This window comes from Actinokineospora cianjurensis (genome assembly GCF_003663795.1).
Lineage (GTDB): Bacteria > Actinomycetota > Actinomycetes > Mycobacteriales > Pseudonocardiaceae > Actinokineospora > Actinokineospora terrae.
This window is the reverse complement of the sequence record NZ_RCDD01000004.1, coordinates 446,350-462,633: the sequence shown is the minus strand read 5'-3', so window position 1 is coordinate 462,633 and position 16,284 is coordinate 446,350. Positions and strand designations below refer to the sequence as shown.

14 protein-coding genes are annotated in these 16,284 nt (G+C 72.4%); 2 read left to right on the top strand and 12 right to left on the bottom strand.

All coding sequences use genetic code 11. The annotated features are described in order from the left end of the window. Positions 1–60 precede the first annotated feature (60 nt). The 4 genes from CLV68_RS24775 to ffh all read right to left on the bottom strand — a co-directional run bounded on the left by CLV68_RS24775 (position 61) and on the right by ffh (position 4,268). Complete coding sequence (locus CLV68_RS24775) at positions 61–810, bottom strand: LamB/YcsF family protein (RefSeq protein ID WP_121393274.1); 750 nt, start codon at positions 808–810, stop codon at positions 61–63. Then, positions 807–1,583 carry a CPBP family intramembrane glutamic endopeptidase gene (locus CLV68_RS24770; protein ID WP_121393273.1) on the bottom strand — a complete coding sequence of 259 codons (777 nt, stop codon included), beginning with the start codon at positions 1,581–1,583 and terminating at the stop codon, positions 807–809. The genes CLV68_RS24775 and CLV68_RS24770 overlap by 4 nt, the downstream gene beginning before the upstream one ends. 76 nt (positions 1,584–1,659) lie before the next feature. Next, positions 1,660–2,733 carry an amidohydrolase family protein gene (locus CLV68_RS24765; RefSeq protein WP_211346750.1) on the bottom strand — a complete coding sequence of 358 codons (1,074 nt, stop codon included), beginning with the start codon at positions 2,731–2,733 and terminating at the stop codon, positions 1,660–1,662. Then, complete coding sequence (ffh, locus tag CLV68_RS24760) at positions 2,730–4,268, bottom strand: signal recognition particle protein (protein WP_092776557.1); 1,539 nt, start codon at positions 4,266–4,268, stop codon at positions 2,730–2,732. The genes CLV68_RS24765 and ffh overlap by 4 nt, the downstream gene beginning before the upstream one ends. Before the next feature lie 246 nt (positions 4,269–4,514). On the opposite strand from ffh, the gene CLV68_RS24755 reads away from it, so the two are divergent. Then, the gene (locus CLV68_RS24755) at positions 4,515–6,380 is read left to right on the top strand and encodes a hypothetical protein (protein ID WP_147460152.1); all 1,866 of its coding nucleotides are present in this window, start codon (positions 4,515–4,517) and stop codon (positions 6,378–6,380) included. 1,082 nt (positions 6,381–7,462) lie between these two features. On the opposite strand, the gene CLV68_RS24750 is transcribed toward CLV68_RS24755, so the two are convergent. Genes CLV68_RS24750 through CLV68_RS24740 form a run of 3 tightly spaced genes read right to left on the bottom strand, consistent with a single transcriptional unit; the run spans position 7,463 to position 11,550 of the window. Beyond that, positions 7,463–9,829 carry a [protein-PII] uridylyltransferase gene (locus tag CLV68_RS24750; RefSeq protein ID WP_121393271.1) on the bottom strand — a complete coding sequence of 789 codons (2,367 nt, stop codon included), beginning with the start codon at positions 9,827–9,829 and terminating at the stop codon, positions 7,463–7,465. Positions 9,830–9,832: 3 nt separating this feature from the next. Next, positions 9,833–10,171, bottom strand: a complete 339-nt coding sequence (locus CLV68_RS24745) for a P-II family nitrogen regulator (RefSeq protein WP_092776563.1) — start codon at positions 10,169–10,171, stop codon at positions 9,833–9,835. A 5-nt stretch (positions 10,172–10,176) separates the two neighbouring features. Then, the gene (locus tag CLV68_RS24740) at positions 10,177–11,550 is read right to left on the bottom strand and encodes an ammonium transporter (protein WP_281274691.1); all 1,374 of its coding nucleotides are present in this window, start codon (positions 11,548–11,550) and stop codon (positions 10,177–10,179) included. Between the two features lie 162 nt (positions 11,551–11,712). Here CLV68_RS24740 and CLV68_RS24735 point away from each other — a divergent pair, with 162 nt between their 5' ends. Further along, a complete protein-coding gene (locus CLV68_RS24735) occupies positions 11,713–12,375 on the top strand; it encodes a (2Fe-2S)-binding protein (protein ID WP_121393270.1) in 663 nt (220 codons plus the stop codon). Here the strand turns inward: CLV68_RS24735 and CLV68_RS24730 are convergent. From CLV68_RS24730 to CLV68_RS24710, 5 genes are all read right to left on the bottom strand, one after another. After that, the gene (locus CLV68_RS24730; protein ID WP_121393269.1) at positions 12,333–13,373 is read right to left on the bottom strand and encodes a DUF6986 family protein; all 1,041 of its coding nucleotides are present in this window, start codon (positions 13,371–13,373) and stop codon (positions 12,333–12,335) included. The genes CLV68_RS24735 and CLV68_RS24730 overlap by 43 nt on opposite strands. 55 nt (positions 13,374–13,428) lie before the next feature. Continuing rightward, positions 13,429–14,085, bottom strand: a complete 657-nt coding sequence (locus tag CLV68_RS24725) for a response regulator (protein ID WP_121393268.1) — start codon at positions 14,083–14,085, stop codon at positions 13,429–13,431. Beyond that, positions 14,082–14,726, bottom strand: a complete 645-nt coding sequence (locus tag CLV68_RS24720) for an ATP-binding protein (RefSeq protein WP_121393267.1) — start codon at positions 14,724–14,726, stop codon at positions 14,082–14,084. Before CLV68_RS24720 ends, CLV68_RS24725 begins: the two co-directional genes overlap by 4 nt. A gap of 143 nt (positions 14,727–14,869) precedes the next feature. Beyond that, positions 14,870–15,478 (bottom strand): class F sortase, encoded by a 609-nt coding sequence (locus CLV68_RS24715; RefSeq protein ID WP_121393266.1) that lies wholly within the window; start codon positions 15,476–15,478, stop codon positions 14,870–14,872. Further along, a complete protein-coding gene (locus CLV68_RS24710; protein WP_121393265.1) occupies positions 15,475–16,275 on the bottom strand; it encodes a DUF4397 domain-containing protein in 801 nt (266 codons plus the stop codon). The genes CLV68_RS24715 and CLV68_RS24710 overlap by 4 nt, the downstream gene beginning before the upstream one ends. Between the last annotated feature and the right edge of the window lie 9 nt (positions 16,276–16,284).

Below are 16,284 nucleotides of genomic sequence, written 5' to 3'. Positions count from 1 at the left end.
CCACGACGGACAGCCGCCAATTCTGCCAGACGGGGTCCGGGAACGAGAACTCGCGGGGGTCTAGGGCGTGAACGGGGTGAGTGTGACGCCCGCTTCCGCCAGGGCTTGACGGACCGCGCGCGCGTGGTGGACAGCGCCAGGGGTGTCGCCGTGCAGGCACAGAGACCGCGCCGGTAGGGCCAACACCGTGCCGTCGACCGCCACGATCTCCCCGGTCTGTGCGAGGCGGACAGCGCGTTCGACGACGGCGGCGGTGTCAGTGAGCAACGCCTCTGGAGTGCCGCGCGGCACGAGAGTCCCTTCGGGGGTGTAGCCCCGGTCGGCGAAGGCTTCCTCAACGCCCGCGGACCCTGCGGCGGCAAGAAGACGCGACCCGGGCAGACCAAGCACAGGTAGGTCTCCGAAGGCGCGGACGCCCGCGACGACGGCCTTGGCCTGGGCGTCGTGGTGCACGGTGGCGTTGTAGAGCGCGCCGTGCGGTTTGACGTAAGAGACGCGGGTGCCGGCGGCTCGGGCGAACGCCTCCAGTGCCCCGATCTGGTACAGCACCTCGTCGGCGAGGCGGTCAGGTTCGACGTCGATGAAGCGGCGGCCGAACCCGGCGAGGTCGCGGTAGGACACCTGGGCGCCGACCGCCACCCCCCTGGCCGCGGCCGCGACGCAGACCGCGCGCATGGTCGGGGCGTCCCCGGCGTGGAACCCGCAGGCGACGTTGGCGGAGGTCACCACGTCGAGCAGGGCGTCGTCGTCGCCGAGCCGCCAAACGCCGAAGCCCTCGCCGAGGTCGCTGTTGAGGTCGAGCGCGCTCACGAGTGCATCACGCCGAGGCTGATCAGCAGGACCGCGAGCGCCGGGGTGAAGTTGTTGACCTGGTGGGCGACGATGCTGGCGCCGAGGCGCCCGCTGTAGAGCCTGGCCAGCCCGATCGGCACGCCGATGACCAGCAGCAGCGAGGTGCGCAGCGGCTCGAGGTGGCTGACCGCGAAGATGGCCGTGGTCAGCGCGAACACCGCCCAGCGGCCCCACTGCAGGCGTTCGAGCGCCCCCCACAGCAGGCCGCGGTAGATGATCTCCTCGAACAGCGGGCCGATCAGCCAGACGTAGAGGAACAGGGTGATCGCGGCGGCGACCGGCATGGTCTGGTTGTCCACCAGCCTGCCCAGCGACGAGGTGGCGTCCTGCTCGCCGACGACCCGGGTCCAGATCGCGGCGGCGACGGTGGTGCACACCAGGCCGATGAGGCCGAACTTCAGGCCGACGCGCAGGTCGTCGCGGTTGTAGGACCAGCGCAGGTCGATCTTGGGGCCGTTGCCGCGGATCCGGGTGACCAACAGCGTCGCCAGGGTCGCCAGCGCGGTGGGGACCATGGTGCCGACCAGGATCACCGCGATCGAGTCGGTGGAGTCCGGGCCCGCCAGGCCGATGAGCGCGTTGATGACCACGGCGGAGAGCACGAACACGGCGAAGACGAACAAGAAGGCGCCGAAGCCCCACTTGTGGTCGCGGCCAGGGTCCGTAGCCGGTTCAGGAGGTGACTCCGCCGCAGTCGCGGCGGTGGGGTCACCGGGCGGAGGTGGTGCCATCGCGTTCCCCCGTCAGTACGTCCGATTCCTGCGGTTCGCAGAGACTAGTCGGATCGGTCCGGGCCGCCAGGCCGGATCACCCGACGATCCTGCCTCTCAGGATGATCCTCTTCGGGCTTCGCAGCACTTCCAGATCCTTGCGCGGGTCGGCGTCGAAGGCGAGGACATCGGCGGCGGACCCCTCGTCCAGAGCAGACCACCCCAGCCACGACCTGGCGCCCCACGAGCCCGCCGCGATGGCGTCCTCGGCGGACATCCCGGCCCTGTGCAGTGCGGTGATCTCGTCCACGACCCGGCCGTGGGCGATACCGCCGCCCGCGTCCGTACCCGCGTAGACGGGCACCCCGGCCTCGACCGCGGCAGCGACCATCGCGCCCGCGCGGGCGTGCAGGTCGACCATGTGGCCGGCGTAGGCGGGGTACTTGGTCGCCTTCGCCGCGATGCCGGGGAAGTTCTCGATGTTGATGAGCGTGGGCACGAGCGCGGTGCCGCGGCGGGCCATCTCGGCGATGACGTCCTCGGTGAGGCCCGTGCCGTGCTCGATGCAGTCGATGCCCGCGTTGACCAGGCCGGGCAACGCCTCTTCGCCGAAGACGTGCGCGGTGACCCGGGCGCCCGCGGCGTGGGCTACCGCGATCGCCTCGACGAGGATCTCGTCCGACCACAACGGGGCGAGGTCGCCGCGGTCGCGGTCGATCCAGTCGCCGACGAGTTTGACCCAACCGTCGCCGTTCGCGGCCTGCTCAGCCACCGCGGCGGGCAACTGCTCTGGATCACCGACATCGACGCCCAGGTGCGGGATGTAGCGCTTAGGACGGGAGATGTGCCTGCCCGCGCGCACGATCCTCGGTAGGTCTAGACGCGTCTGAAGCGAGCTGGTGTCGATAGGGGAACCGCAGTCCCGCAGCAGCAACGCGCCGGAGTCGCGGTCGACCTCCGCTTGCGCGGCGGCCGTGTCCAGGTCTACCGGACCCTCGGGGCCGATGCCGATGTGGCAGTGCGCGTCCACGAGGCCGGGCAGCAGGTAGCCGCCGTCGACGACGGTCTCCGCTCCCGGGACCGGTGTGGTCCGGACCCGACCGTTGACGATCCACAGGTCGCGTTCGTCGTGGCCGGGGAGGACGACCCCGCGCAGGTGCAGCGCGGTCACGGCTTCTTGGGGAACTTCAGCCGCGACGGGTCGAAACCGGGGGGCAGCCCGTCGAGGCCGCCGAGGCCGGGCGGGAGCTGGTTGAGACCGGGCGGCATCCCGGACACGTCGGGGAAGCCACCCGGCAGCCCGCCGGGCAGCCCACCGCGGTTGCGCGGCGGCGTCGGGCCCTTGCCCTTCTTCCCCTTCTTGCCCTTCTGCTTGCGCTGGTTGGCCCGGCCGCCGGGCATGCCGAAGCGGCCCGCCATCTGCTGCATGACCTTCTTGGCCTCGAAGAACCGGTTGACCAGGTCGTTGACGTCGCGGACCTGCACGCCGGAGCCGTTGGCGATGCGCAGCCTGCGGGACGCGTTGATCATCTTCGGGTCCTGGCGCTCGGCCGGGGTCATGCCGCGGATGATCGCCTGCAGCCGGTCGATGTGCTTCTCGTCGACCTGGGCCAGCGCGTCCTTCATCTGGCCCGCGCCGGGCAGCATGCCGAGCAGGTTGGCGATCGGGCCCATCTTGCGCACCGCGAGCATCTGCTCGAGGAAGTCCTCCAGGGTCAGCTCGCCGGTGCCGATCTTGGCGGCGGCCTTCTCGGCCTGCTCCTGGTCGAAGTGCTGCTCGGCCTGCTCGATGAGGGTGAGCACGTCGCCCATGCCGAGGATGCGCGAGGCCATCCGGTCGGGGTGGAAGGCGTCGAAGTCCTCGAGCTTCTCGCCGTTGGAGGCGAACATGATCGGCGCGCCGGTGACCTCGCGGACCGAGAGCGCGGCACCACCGCGGGCGTCGCCGTCGAGCTTGGTCAGCACGACGCCGGTGAAGCCGACGCCGTCGCGGAACGCCTCCGCGGTGGTCACCGCGTCCTGGCCGATCATGGCGTCGACGACGAAGAGGACCTCGTCGGCGGCCACCGCGGCCTTGATGTCGGCCGCCTGGCGCATCAGCTCCTCGTCGACACCGAGCCGACCGGCGGTGTCCACGACGACGATGTCGTGCTGGCTGCGGCGGGCCTCGTCGATGCCGCGCCTGGCCACGTCGACCGGGTCGCCGACGCCGTTGCCCGGCTCGGGGGCGAACACCGCGACCCCGGCCCGCTCGGCGACGACCTGGAGCTGGGTGACCGCGTTGGGGCGCTGCAGGTCGCAGGCCACCAGCAGCGGCGCGTGGCCCTGGTTCTTGAGGTAGCGCGCGAGCTTGCCTGCCAGGGTCGTCTTACCGGCACCCTGCAGACCGGCGAGCATGATCACCGTCGGCGGGGTCTTGGCCAGGTTCAACCGCCGGGTCTCGCCGCCGAGGATGGCGACCAGCTCGTCGTTGACGATCTTGACGACCTGCTGGGCCGGGTTCAGCGCGCCGGAGACCTCCGCGCCCTTGGCCCGCTCCTTGACCTTGGCGATGAAGGACCGCACGACGGTCAGCGCGACGTCGGCCTCCAGCAGCGCGATGCGGATCTCGCGCGCGGTGGTGTCGATGTCGGTTTCGCTCAGCCGCCCCTTGCCCCGCAGGTTCTGCAGGACCGAGGTGAGCCGGTCGGAGAGGGTGTCGAACACGGGTGCGGCACTCCAGCCTTGCGGGTCGGGTCGGTCGGCCGCGCTCGGCACGGCCACACCCCGAGGGTAGTCGGCCCGGGGGTGGTACCGCCCGGACGTCCTCGTTCTGACCATCGGGTGGCCTGTGGACAACTCCGCGCGGCCGCCGCCGGGCCGGTGCTAACTTGCCGCCCGGACATCAACCGCGACTGGGGGAAAGCCATGGTGGGAAAGGGAAACACGGCGGTACAAGTGCCGGGAACGCTCGTGTCAAGACTGCTCGTCGTCACCGGTGTCCTGCTCGGCGCCGCCTGCGTCTCGGTGTTCGTGGCGGTGCCGCCGGTGCCGAGGTACCTGGTCCTCGCGGTGGCCATCGCGATCGGGTTCGGCGTGCTGCGCTCCGAGCGGATCACGGCCACCGCGGGCGCCGAGGTGGCGCGCGGGGTCGGGACATCGCTCGTGCTGCTCGGCGCGTACCTGCTCGGCCCGCTGCTGGTCTCCAGCGCGAGGTCGGAGCAGTTCGATCCCGGCGCGACGCGGCTGTCGCCGGTGGTGGTCGTGGCGTTGACCTTCTTGCCCGTGCTCGCGTTCTTGCTCAACTTCGCGGCGCAGGGCATGCGGGCGGCTGTTGTCGGCGTCGGGATCGTTGTCCCTACCGCGATCGTGACCGCGATGGTCGCGACCGAGGCCAGCAGACTGGCGGTGGTGCTGACCATGCTGGGCCTGGCGTTGCTCGCGGTCGGCGTCGTGGTGCGGTCGGGGCCGGGCTCGCCGTGGAGCACGGTGGGGATCACCGCGGGTGCCCTGGCCGCGACGGCGGCGGTCGGCACCGGGCTCATGCCGCTGGGGCTCATCACCGGGTCGGGGTTCGGGCGTGGCGCCACCCGGCACCTGCCGCCCGGGGTGCTGATCGTGACCCTCGTGGCCGGGCTGGGGCTGGCCGCCCTGTTCGGCGTGATCGCGATACTGCGGCGCGACGCGGCGGGCGGGCTCGTGGTGGGGTGTGCGATCGCGGTGCCGCCGCTGGCGCTGCTCATCCGGCCGCCGAGCGGCGGGGTCCAACTGGCGCTGGCCCTGATACCCGCGGCGGTCGTGGTCCTCGCGGTACTCGGGATCTTGCTAGGGCCCGCGTTGGCCGCGGCGAGTCGCCTGGCGGGGTGGTTACGCCCGGGCGGTGGGACGACGCCGGGGGCACTGGCCGCCGTCGCGGGGACGGCCGCGGTCTCGTTCACGACCCACGCGCTGCCGGTGCTGGGGTGGTCGTACTGGGTGCAGGGGTCGGTCACGCTCGTGGTGTGCGCGGGCGCCGCGGTGCTCGCGATCCGGTTACCCGGCGTGCCCGGCGCGGTGCTCGCGGGCGTCGTGCTGGTGGGGTTGGCGTTGACCAAGCCGGTCAGCCAGCTGTTCCTGCTGAACGAGCGGTCGGGTGTGTCGTCGCTGAGCCTGGCGGCGGGCGTGGGGCTGGTCGTGGCGGCGGGGGCCGCGTGGGCGCTGGTGCGCGCACACCAACGGCCGGGGGTGGTCGCGGCGGCGACCTATCTCCTGGTGGGGCAGGTGGCGTTCGCGCTGTGGTGGGCGCACATGCCCGCCGGGTTCGGGCCAGGCGTGCCGATCACCGGCGCGACACCGGTGCTGGTCCTGTTGGCGCCGTTGGTGCTCGCGGGGGTCATCGGGCTCGGGCTCGGGCAGCGGGGCGCGCTCGCCCACGGACAGGCCGTGTTGGCGGTGACGTTGGGCGTGGCCGGGTTCAGCATGCTGGCCACGCTCGGCGGCACCTTCGGGCGTAGCGAGTCACGCGACGCGCTGCGAGGGCTGGCCCCGCTGACACCCACGGACACCTGGGGCGCCTCCGGGATGATCGGCGACGAGTCCCCCTGGGCGCTCTGGGGTGCCGTCGTGGTGCTCCTGCTCGTAGTGGTGGCAGCGCTGACGACCGTGCACCGCCCGAACGCGGCGGTCACGGCCGGGGTGGTCCTGGCCGGGGTCTTCGCGGTCCAGGTCGCGCTGGTGACCGCGTCCAAGATCGGCGGGACGGCGCTGGCCGACGTGGTGATGGGGTTCGCCATCGCGGGGACAGCCCTGGGTGCCGCCACCGTCGTCGCGATCAGATCACCACCGCGGCGGCAACCGTGACACCCCCGGGAATGAGGCCCGACCCCTCGAACGGGCCCCACCCGGGGGCTGCCGCACCGAGTGGGGGTGGGTGGACGCCCTCCCCGGCATCAACCCCAACGGCGTGAACCGTCTTGCTCAGCACGACGGGTGAAGTCTCGCGGGCACGGACGGTTCCGGTACAGCGTGAGGGCACCCGGGTAGGGGTGGGTAGGACTACTCAGCCCTACCCGGACAGAGCAGCCCCCACACAGAACCGCCCCCGAACAGCGCCCCCCCGACCGACCGCAGGGCTACCACGCTGACAGAGCAGTCACCTGGCTCTGCTTGACCTCGAGCAGAGCTGCCACCCTCGACGGGGCAAGCGCCTGTCAGGGCGTCACCGAGCTGGGTTACCCAACCAGCAGGCAGGGCCGTCCTCAGGCAGGACAGTCACCCAGGAGGGCTGAACGCAGGCCGGACAATCACCCGGGCGGACTGAAACGCGGGCAGAACTGTTGCCGGGGCAGCACAGTCACCGGACGGGACAGTCATCCCGATGGGCAGACGCCCGGCAGAGCTCCGCCGAGCAGTGCTGCTTGGCCAGAGGGTGGGCAGCCAACAGGGCCGTCCTCTGGCGGGGCTGTCCTCGGGCAGGGCTGTCATATCGGCAGGAGCAGTCACCCGGCAGGGCGGTCGTCCCGATGGGCAGCGCCCGGAACGGCTCCACGAAGCAGGGCTGCCACACCGGCAGGGCCATCCTTGGGCAGGCAGCCAATCGGCACTTGACCTCACGCAGAGCTGCCACCGGACAGGGCTGGCCTCGGACAGGGCTGTCACCGGGCAGGGCCGCCATGTCGGCAGGAGCAGTCACCCCGCAGGGGCAGACCTCGGCAGGACTACCACCGGACAGGACTGGCCTCGGACGGGGGCTGTCCTCGGGTGGGGCTGCCATGTCGGCAGGGGAAGTCACCTTGCAGGGGCTGTCCTCGGGTAGGTCAGTCACCCGAGGACAGCTGTTCTCGGGCAGGCGGGCACCGGGTGCGGCTGACCATGGGCAGGGCTGCGACCGGTTAGGGCGGCGGGAGGTGGGCAGGCCGGCGGGGAGGGATCAGTGGGCGGGGTCAGCGGGCGGCGTCGAGGACGTGTTGTTCGATGTGGGCTCGCCAGTGGGGGGTGGGGGGTGGGGTGAAGCCGAAGGCGTCGACGGCGGCGGTGCCCAGGGTGGTGGCTCGGGTCCACTTGACGTCGACGCCCTCGGATTCGAGGGCGGTGGCGATGCTGTGGAGTAGGCCGATTCGGTCGGTGGCGCGGAGTTCGAGGACGACCGCGCTCGGGTCGGGGCCGCCCGCCTCGTGGTCGAACCAGAGGACCTTGGGGGGCGGGGCGTCGGTGGCGCGGCCGCCGTAGTCGTGTTCCTTGGCGGCGAGTTTCTCCGCCAGGGGCAGGGAACCGGAGATGGCGCGGGTGAACTGCTCGCGCACGAGGGAGGGATCGGGCAGGGAACCGAAGCGGGGGGTCACCGCGAACACGCCGACGGCGATGCCCGCGTGGGTGGCGACGGTGGCGGCGTGGACCTGCAAGGAGTTGAGGGCCAGGACGCCCGCCGCGCGGGAGAGGACGCCCGGGCGGTCCGCTGTGGCCAGGGTGACGGTGGCGGCCTGGCCCACTACCTCGAACAGGACGTCCGGTCGGCCGGTGGCGGCGACCGACTCGGCGAGGGCGCGCTGGGCGTCGTCGAGCGGGTCCGGTTGGGGCAGGGTGCCGCCCGCCATCGCGGTCCGGCAGTGCCCGACCAGGTCGGCGACCAGCCTGGCCTTCCAGTCGGTCCACACGCCGGGGCCGGTGGCCAGGGAGTCGGCCTCGGCCAGGGCGTGCAGCAGCTCCAGCAGCACCGGGTCGCGGCCGAGGGTGTCGACGACGCGGTGGATGGTGGTCTCGTCGTCGACGTCGCGGCGGGTGGCGGTGTGCGGGAGCAGCAGGTGGTGGCGCACCACGGCGGCCACGATGTCCACATCGGACTTGGGCAGGCCGAGCCTGGTGCCGACCTGGGCGGCGAGCGCGGCGCCGACCACCGAGTGGTCGCGGTCCCTGCCCTTGCCGATGTCGTGCAGCAGGGCGCCGAGCAGCAGCAGGTCGGGCCGCGACACCGAGGTGACCAGGCGGGCCGCGTTGACCGTGGTCCGCACCAGGTGCCGGTCGACGGTCCACACGTGCGCGGCGTCGCGGGGCGGCAGGTCGCGGACCGCGCCCCACTCGGGGAACAGCCGCGCCCACAACCCGGCGCGGTCGAGCGCCTCGACGACATCGGTCAGCCCCTCCCCCGCGCCCAGCAGCGCCACCAGGTCCTGGCGCACGTCGGCGGGCCACGGCGCGCGCGGCTCCGGGGCCGACTCGCTGAGCCGGGCGAGGGCGGCTGGCGCGATGGGGTGACCGGTGCGGCCCGACGCGGCGGCGACGCGCAGCAGCAGGCCGGGATCCCTGGCGGGGTCGGCGTCCCTGGCGAGGGCGACCTCGGTGCCGTGCAGGACGACGCCCTCGTCGAGCGGGCTGCGGGCCGGGGCGCGGAGCAGGACACCGAGGACGCGGCGCGGGGACGATTCCGCGCCTGCGGAGCGGAGCGCGACGTCGAGCGCGTAGGCGACCGCGCGACCGGCACCGGACAGGGCCCTGGCGAGCGCGAACCGGTCGGCGAGGCCCAGCGCGGCGGCGACATCGTCGCCGTCCTGGGGGCGCAGCACGTCGCGGGGCCGCCGGGCGATCCGGCGCAGTTCGGTGCGGGTGTCGAGCAGCAGGGCGTGCGCGGCGGTGACATCGGCGTCGGGGCGGTCGACGAGCTGGGCGAAGGCCAGGGCACGCAGGATGTCGACGTCGCGCAGGCCGCCGCGGCCGTGCTTGAGGTCGGGCTCCGCCCACTGCGCCACCTCGCCCGCGCGCGACCACCTGGCCCGCACCGACTCGACCAGCTCGCCGAGCCGTTTGCGGGCGCCCGCGCGCCACCGGTCGCGGGCGGAGGCGGCGAGCCGGGCGGTGATCTCGGCGTCGCCTGCCAGGTGCCTGGCGTCGAGCAGGCCCAGCGCGGTCCGCAGGTCACCGGAGGCGACCTCCAGGGCCTCGCCGACCGTGCGGACCGAGTGGTCGAGGCCGATGCCCGAGTCCCACAGCGGGTACCAGAGCCGCTCGGCCAGGTCGTCGACCCTGGTGCGGCCGTCGTGGGCGAGGACGAGGTCGAGGTCGGAGTAGGGCACCGGCTCACGCCTGCCGAGGCCGCCGACCGCGAACAGGGCGACGCCGCCGCCCCTGCCGCCGATCCCGGCCCGGTCCGCGTGCGCGGTGAGCCAGAACTCGTGCAGGTCGGCGAGCGCCTCGCGGAGCGCGGCGGGGGTGAGCCGGTGCCCGGCGGCGGACCTGGGACCCGCGGCGGCGAGCAGCCGGTCGCGGGCCAGGAGCAGGTCCGCCGCCGTCGGGGCGGGTGGGTGACCCGGTGCCATCCGCTAGATCGCGTCCGTCCCGCGCTCGCCGGTGCGGACCCGGACCACGGTCTCCACCGGGGTCACCCAGACCTTGCCGTCGCCGATCTTGCCGGTGCGGGCGGCCTCGACGACGGCGTCGACGACCTTGTCGCTGGTGGCGTCGTCGGTGAGCACCTCGACGCGCACCTTGGGCACGAAGTCCACCGAGTACTCGGCGCCGCGGTAGACCTCGGTGTGGCCCTTCTGCCTGCCGTAGCCCTGGACCTCGCTGACGGTCATGCCGAGCACGCCGAGCTGTTCGAGTGCCGCCTTCACCTCGTCGAGGGTGAACGGCTTGATGATCGCGGTGACCAGCTTCATGGTCCTCAGCCTTCCTTGCCCGCGGTCGTGGGGACCTTGTTCGCCAGCACGTCCGCCGTCCTGCTCAGCGACGACCCGCCGCCGCGCAGGCTGGAGAACTCGTAGCCGCTCTCGGCGTGCTCGGCCTCGTCGATGCCCGCCCGCTCGGCCTCGGTGGAGACCCGGAAGCCGATGGTCTTCTGGATCAGGAAGCCGATGCCGAGGGTCAGCACGAACGAGTAGCCGAGCACCGCGACCGCGGCGATGGCCTGCTTGCCGAGCAGGTCCAGGCCGCCACCGTAGAGCAGGCCGTCCTTGCCCGCCGGGTTCACGCCGGTGGTGGCGAGCAAGCCGATCATCAGGGTGCCGACGAGCCCGCCGACCAGGTGGACACCGACCACGTCCAGGGAGTCGTCGAACCCGAACCGGTACTTGAGGCTGACCGCGAGGGCGCACAGCACGCCCGCGACGAGACCGATCAGCAGCGCGCCGAGCGGGCTGACGAACCCGGCCGCCGGGGTGATGGCGACCAGACCGGCCACCGCGCCCGATGCCGCGCCCAGGGTGGTGGGCTTGCCGTCGCGGAACTGCTCGACCAGTAGCCAGCCGAGGATCGCCGCGGCGGTGGCCGCGGTGGTGGTGATGAACGCGACGCCCGCCAGGTCGCTCGCGCCGAGGGCGGACCCGGCGTTGAAGCCGTACCAACCGAACCAGAGCAGGCCCGCGCCGAGCAGGACGAACGGGAGGTTGTGCGGCCGCATGGGCTCGCGCGGCCAGCCCTTGCGCTTGCCGAGCACGATGGCCAGGGCCAGACCGGCGGCGCCCGCGTTGATGTGGACGGCGGTGCCGCCCGCGAAGTCGAGCGCGCCGAGCTTGGTGGCGATCCAGCCGCCCGCGAAGTCGACCCCGGTGAAGCCGTTGAAGTCGAACACCCAGTGCGCCACCGGGAAGTACACGATGGTGACCCACACGGCGATGAACAGCGTCCACGCCCAGAACCTGGCCCGGTCGGCGATGGCACCGGAGATGAGCGCCGCGGTGATGACGGCGAACATCAGCTGGAAGACGACGAAGACCAGGTGCGGGATCTGGTGGCCGTCGACCCAGGGGGCGTTGGGGTCGGTGGGCGCGGTGCCGACCACGGTGCCGACGACGCCCTTGAGGCCCGCGAAGTCGAACCCGCCGAGCAGCCCGCCGCCCAGGTCGTTGCCGAAGGCGAGGCTGTAGCCGTAGAGCACCCACAGCACGGTCACCACCGCCAGGGCGATGAAGCTCATCATCATCATGTTGAGCACGCTCTTGGCCCGCACCATGCCGCCGTAGAAGAAGGCGAGTCCGGGGGTCATGAGCATGACGAGCGCGGCACTGACCAGTACCCAGGCTGTGTCTCCTGCGTTCACATCGTCCTCCCGTGAACTGTTGATTGCCGGGAAGCATCGGGGGGTGCTGTTTCGCGGAGTGACGCCGTGCGTTTCGCGCGGGTGAACTACCTACTCGCGGGTGTTACGGCCAGGTTTCCCTCACGAGTGGTGAGCGCTCGGTAACGGGTAACGTGGTCGGCGATGAGCGGGGTGATCGAGGTCTACGTCGCCGTGGCCACGCGGCTGCCCTATCACGTCGGCGCCGAGACCTCCGGGCTCACGCCGACGCCCGTGGCGCTGGCGACCGACGTCGGGTGGGTCGCCGAGCAGATCCGCGCGGCCGGGCGGATGTACCGGTGCGGGGACCTGCCGGTGCTGGGTGTGCTCTGGTGGTACTCGGCGAGCATGATGCTGCCCGCGCCGACGGTCGAGTCGCTGGTGGTGACCGGGTTGGCGTTGGACCCGGCGGCGGTGACCCTGCACCTGCACGAGGACGGCCGGATCCTGGCGGCCACCTCGGACTCCCTGTGCCCCTCCCCCGGTGTCGCGGTGGGCGCGGTGTTCGAGTCGGTGATCGAGGCGGTGGCCGAGGTGACCGGGGCGAGGGTCCCCACGCTGTGGGCGGTGGCCACGGACTCGTTGGCGAACCGCGTGTTGTGGTCGGGGGGTGCGAAGGAGGTGGCGCTGTCGCTGGCGGAAGACGTACCGGAGTTGCCGACGCCGCGATTCGTGAACGTCAATGGTCGCGATTACGTCCGTCGCGGTTCCTGTTGCCTGATCTACGAGGCGACCGGCGGACCCAAGTGCGTCTCTTGTCCCCGTCAGCTTCCCGAGGAGAGGTTGGCGAGGCTCTCCTCGCTGTGAGTCTCCAGCCGGTGTGTGAACACGGCGGCGTAGCGCGAGACGAGCTGCGCCGGGTGGATGTCGACTCCTTGCGGGAACCCGAGCGCTAGAGAGCGCCGCACCTGCTTGTAGTGCCTACGCCAGCCTTCGACGACGGCGTCCCCTACCGGCAAGAGGGTGGTGGGGCTGTCGCAGAGCCGGACACCGCTACCGGCGGCGCCGATGAGGATCGCGTGCCGGGCGAGGTCGCAGACCGGGTGGTCGACGTCGGCGTCGGTCAGCCCGCAGGTCGCGGCGTAGGTGTCGGCGCCGAACACGAGCCCGGACACCCGGCCCTGGCCTGCCGCGATCAGGGCGGGCACCGCGCACCGGCCGCTGTGGTCGACCACGGCGCGCGCGGTGTCGACGCCGATCTCGAAGCGCAGCGCCCCGTCGGCCATGCCGAGCCTGCGCTCGAGGACCTCCAGCAGGCCCACCATCACCCTGACCTGCTCGGTCCAGGTGACCTCGGGCAGGGTCAGCGTGACGGGCCTGCCCAGGGCGGTGATCGACAGGTCGAGCGAGCGGACCGCGCGGCGGAACGACTCGGCGGTGGCGAACGAGCGGACCCGGAGGCCGGACTCGGCCAGGCCCCAGCGGCCGAGCAGGTCGGCGGCCCTGGCGGCGTCGGCGTCGCCGGTGTCGTGTTCGCGGCGGGCCAGGTCGATCCGGACGTCCTCGACCGGGTCGGTGCCGAGTCTGTCGCGCACCCGCTCGTGGACGGTGGCGGCGAGCGCGGCGGGGATGCCGACGATCCCGGCCAGCGCGGCCGGGTCGGGGGCGTGTTCGGCGAGCGCCTCGGCGGCCAGGGCGCCCCAGCGGGCCGGGAGGTCGTCGGTGGCGTCCTGGACCGGGACCAGGCAGGTGTGCGCGGGTTGCCTGGCGGCGGCCCGGCTGTCCACGGGGGACGCCTCCGGCGCGGTCTCGGCCAGGGTGGCGACGAGACCGGCGATCAGGGCGCCGTCGAGGGTCGTCCGCATGGGTCCATAGTGACCCCGTCCGGCCGATTCAGACAGTTGGATCACCGTCGGGCGTTCAAGTCCCGGTGGCCCGGTGCGGGGGATCGACCAGGAGGCGGTTGCGGACGGCGAACGAGGCCGCCTCCAGGCGCGAGTGGACCCCCAACTTGGTGAGCAGGGCCTGGATGTGGGTGCGCACGGTGGTCGAGGAGATGCCCATCCGGCGCTGCATGGCCACGGTGCTGGCCCCTTCGACCAACAGCGCCAGGCACTGCCGTTCGCGGGGGGTGAGGTGCGCGGCGAGGCGCTGGGCGTCGCCGATCTCCGGTGAACGCGAACGGCTGACGCGGTTCGGTAGTTCGACTACGACCTCGCCGTTCAACGCGCGCCGCAGCGCCTGAGCTAGGGCGGTGACGCTGCCGGTCTTGTGCAGGTACCCGACCGCGCCTGCCTCTAACGCGCGGGCGACGGTGTCGGGGTTGTCGTCGGCGGTCAGCACAAGGATCTTCGTGTGGGGGCTGGCCTTGATGAGCTCACCGAGCGCGTCGACGCCATCGCCATCGGCGAGCGTGCGGTCGAGCAGGCACAGGTCGGGCTTGAGGCCGCGCAGGGCCGCGACAGCGCCCGCGACGGTGGCGGCAACCCCGCGCACGGTGAACCCGTGCTGGGTGAGCACGGTGCTCAACGCGTCGGCGAAGACGGTGTGGTCGTCGCAGAGCAGCAGGTCCGTCATGTCGCCTCCGGGGTGCCGTCGGTTGGCTCAACGACGCCGAAGGCCACCCGGATGCGCGTACCGGTCGGTAGCCGCGGGGTGATCCGGACGACTCCGCCGACCGAGCGCACCAGACCGTCCACGATGCCGAGGCCACGGCCGGAACGACCCGGTGGACCTGCCCCGAACCCGGGGCCGGTGTCGACGACCTCGACCACGAGCGGGTCGGCACCGACGACCACCACGGTGACCTCGCCGCCCGCGCGGACCGCGTTCGCGACCAGGTTGGACACCACCCGCCACAGCACGGCCGGGTCCAGGTCGACGGTGACCGGCTCCCCCGGTGCGAGCCGGACCGGCGCGCCCGCGGCGGCGGCGACCGCGACGACCTGCCCGAGCAGGGCGCGCACGTCGACCCGGGTGGTCGCCGGGGTCCCGCGCACCAGGTCGACGAGCCTGGCCACCTGGGACTCGATCAGCGCGACCCTGGTCCTGGTCTCCTCGGCCAGCCCGGGGGCGCCGAGCACGGACTCCGTCAGCAGCGCGAGGGTGGCCAACTCGTGGCCGATGTCGTGCAGGACGTCCTGGTCGGCCCCGAACGGGCGCACCCGGTCGGTGCCGCGCCGCCCGGGTCCGATCCGGCGGTCCTCTGGCCAGTCCATCCGGCACCTCCTGCGGGGAGTCCACTCGCGAGATCGGCGCGCAGGAGTCGCGCGTTTCGCTGTATTCGGTGCGGACGGCGCAACGGTTCACCCGGATGGCGCACTTTTTCCGGCGAATTGTCTGACGTGGAGTGACGGACCGGTCACCCGAGGGTCTGGTACGCCTCGACGATGATGTTGTCCCGGTAGCTGCGCGCGGCGCGGTCGAAGGCTCCGCCGCAGGTGACCAGGCGCAGTTCGGGGCCCGGCACGGGCGCGTAGGCGAGGTCGGTGGGGAACGCCGTCTTCGGTGCCCGGGTGGTGGCCGCGACGGCGAAGGTGACGCGGGTGCCGTCGGCGCGGTCGACCTCGACGCGGTCACCGGGGCGCAGGTCGACCAGCCGGAAGAACACGCCGGGTCCGGCGTGGGAGTCGACGTGCCCGGCGAGCAGGGCCGGGCCGACGGCACCGGGCACCGGTCCCGCGGTGAACCAACCCGCGATGTCTGCGGCAACGGGTGGGATGAGTGCGCCAGTGTTGTCTGTGCCGATGTCGACTAGCGCGGTGTCGACGCCGATCGCGGGGATGCGCAGTCGGACCGGCCTGGGGTCGGCTGCGGTAGCGGTCGTCGTTGTCGCTACCGACCAGGTCGGCGCGGTGGGTGTGACGGCGGCGGGGCTGATCGCGCGCGGGTGTTCCGCCTCGCCGGTCACGGCGAAGCAGAACAGCACGACGATCGCACCCAGCGCGCCGACAGCGACCCGACCGATCATCCGCGCCTGCGCACCATCGTGGTGAACAGCGCGCCTGCCGCTCCTGCGATGACGAGCAGTCCGAGGGTGAGCAACACGGTGGGGCTGGTCCCGCCTTTACCGGTTTCAACACCGCCGGTTGGGACTACCTCGGCACCCTTGGCGTCAGCGGTGACCTCAGTGGTGAGCGCGCCGTTCTTCTCCAGGACCAGGACCGTGTAGACGCCACCGGGGTCGAGGCTCACCGGGAGGTCGGTGGGGGTGGCGTCCCTCGGGACGACCTTCAGCACGGAGGCACCGGCCGGGACAAGGGTGTAGTTGGTCGCCTGGCCGAAGACAGCGCGCTCGATCACCGGTACGCCTGCCCGGTCGATGTCGAGTTCACCGGTCTTGGGGGCGGCGTTGACGACACGCATCCGCGCCTGCCCGCTTGGCGGGAGGGTGATGTCGTCGTCGAGGACCTTCAGCGCGAGCGAGGTGAACTTGCCCAGCCCGGCCACGGTGTAGGCGCGGCCCTCGGTGGCCTGGAGGGTCGCGGAGATGACCGGCGGGGACTTCGGGTCGGCGCCCGCGGCGCGCATCGCGATCGTGTAGGTGCCCGGCTCCACTCGCTGGTAGCCGGAGACAGCGCCGTAACCGACACCGTCGAGTTTCACCGACCAGTCCGGTCTGGCGAAGTTCGTGACCGTGACGTCGACGTTCGGCGTATCGGGGGAAAGGTGCGCTAACCGGAGGTAGGTACCGCTAGCGGCGTGGGCGGGCGTGACGCCGAGGGCGGTCAGGATCGCCGCTACGAGCAGGATCAGTGTGGGGCGCATCGGACGGGT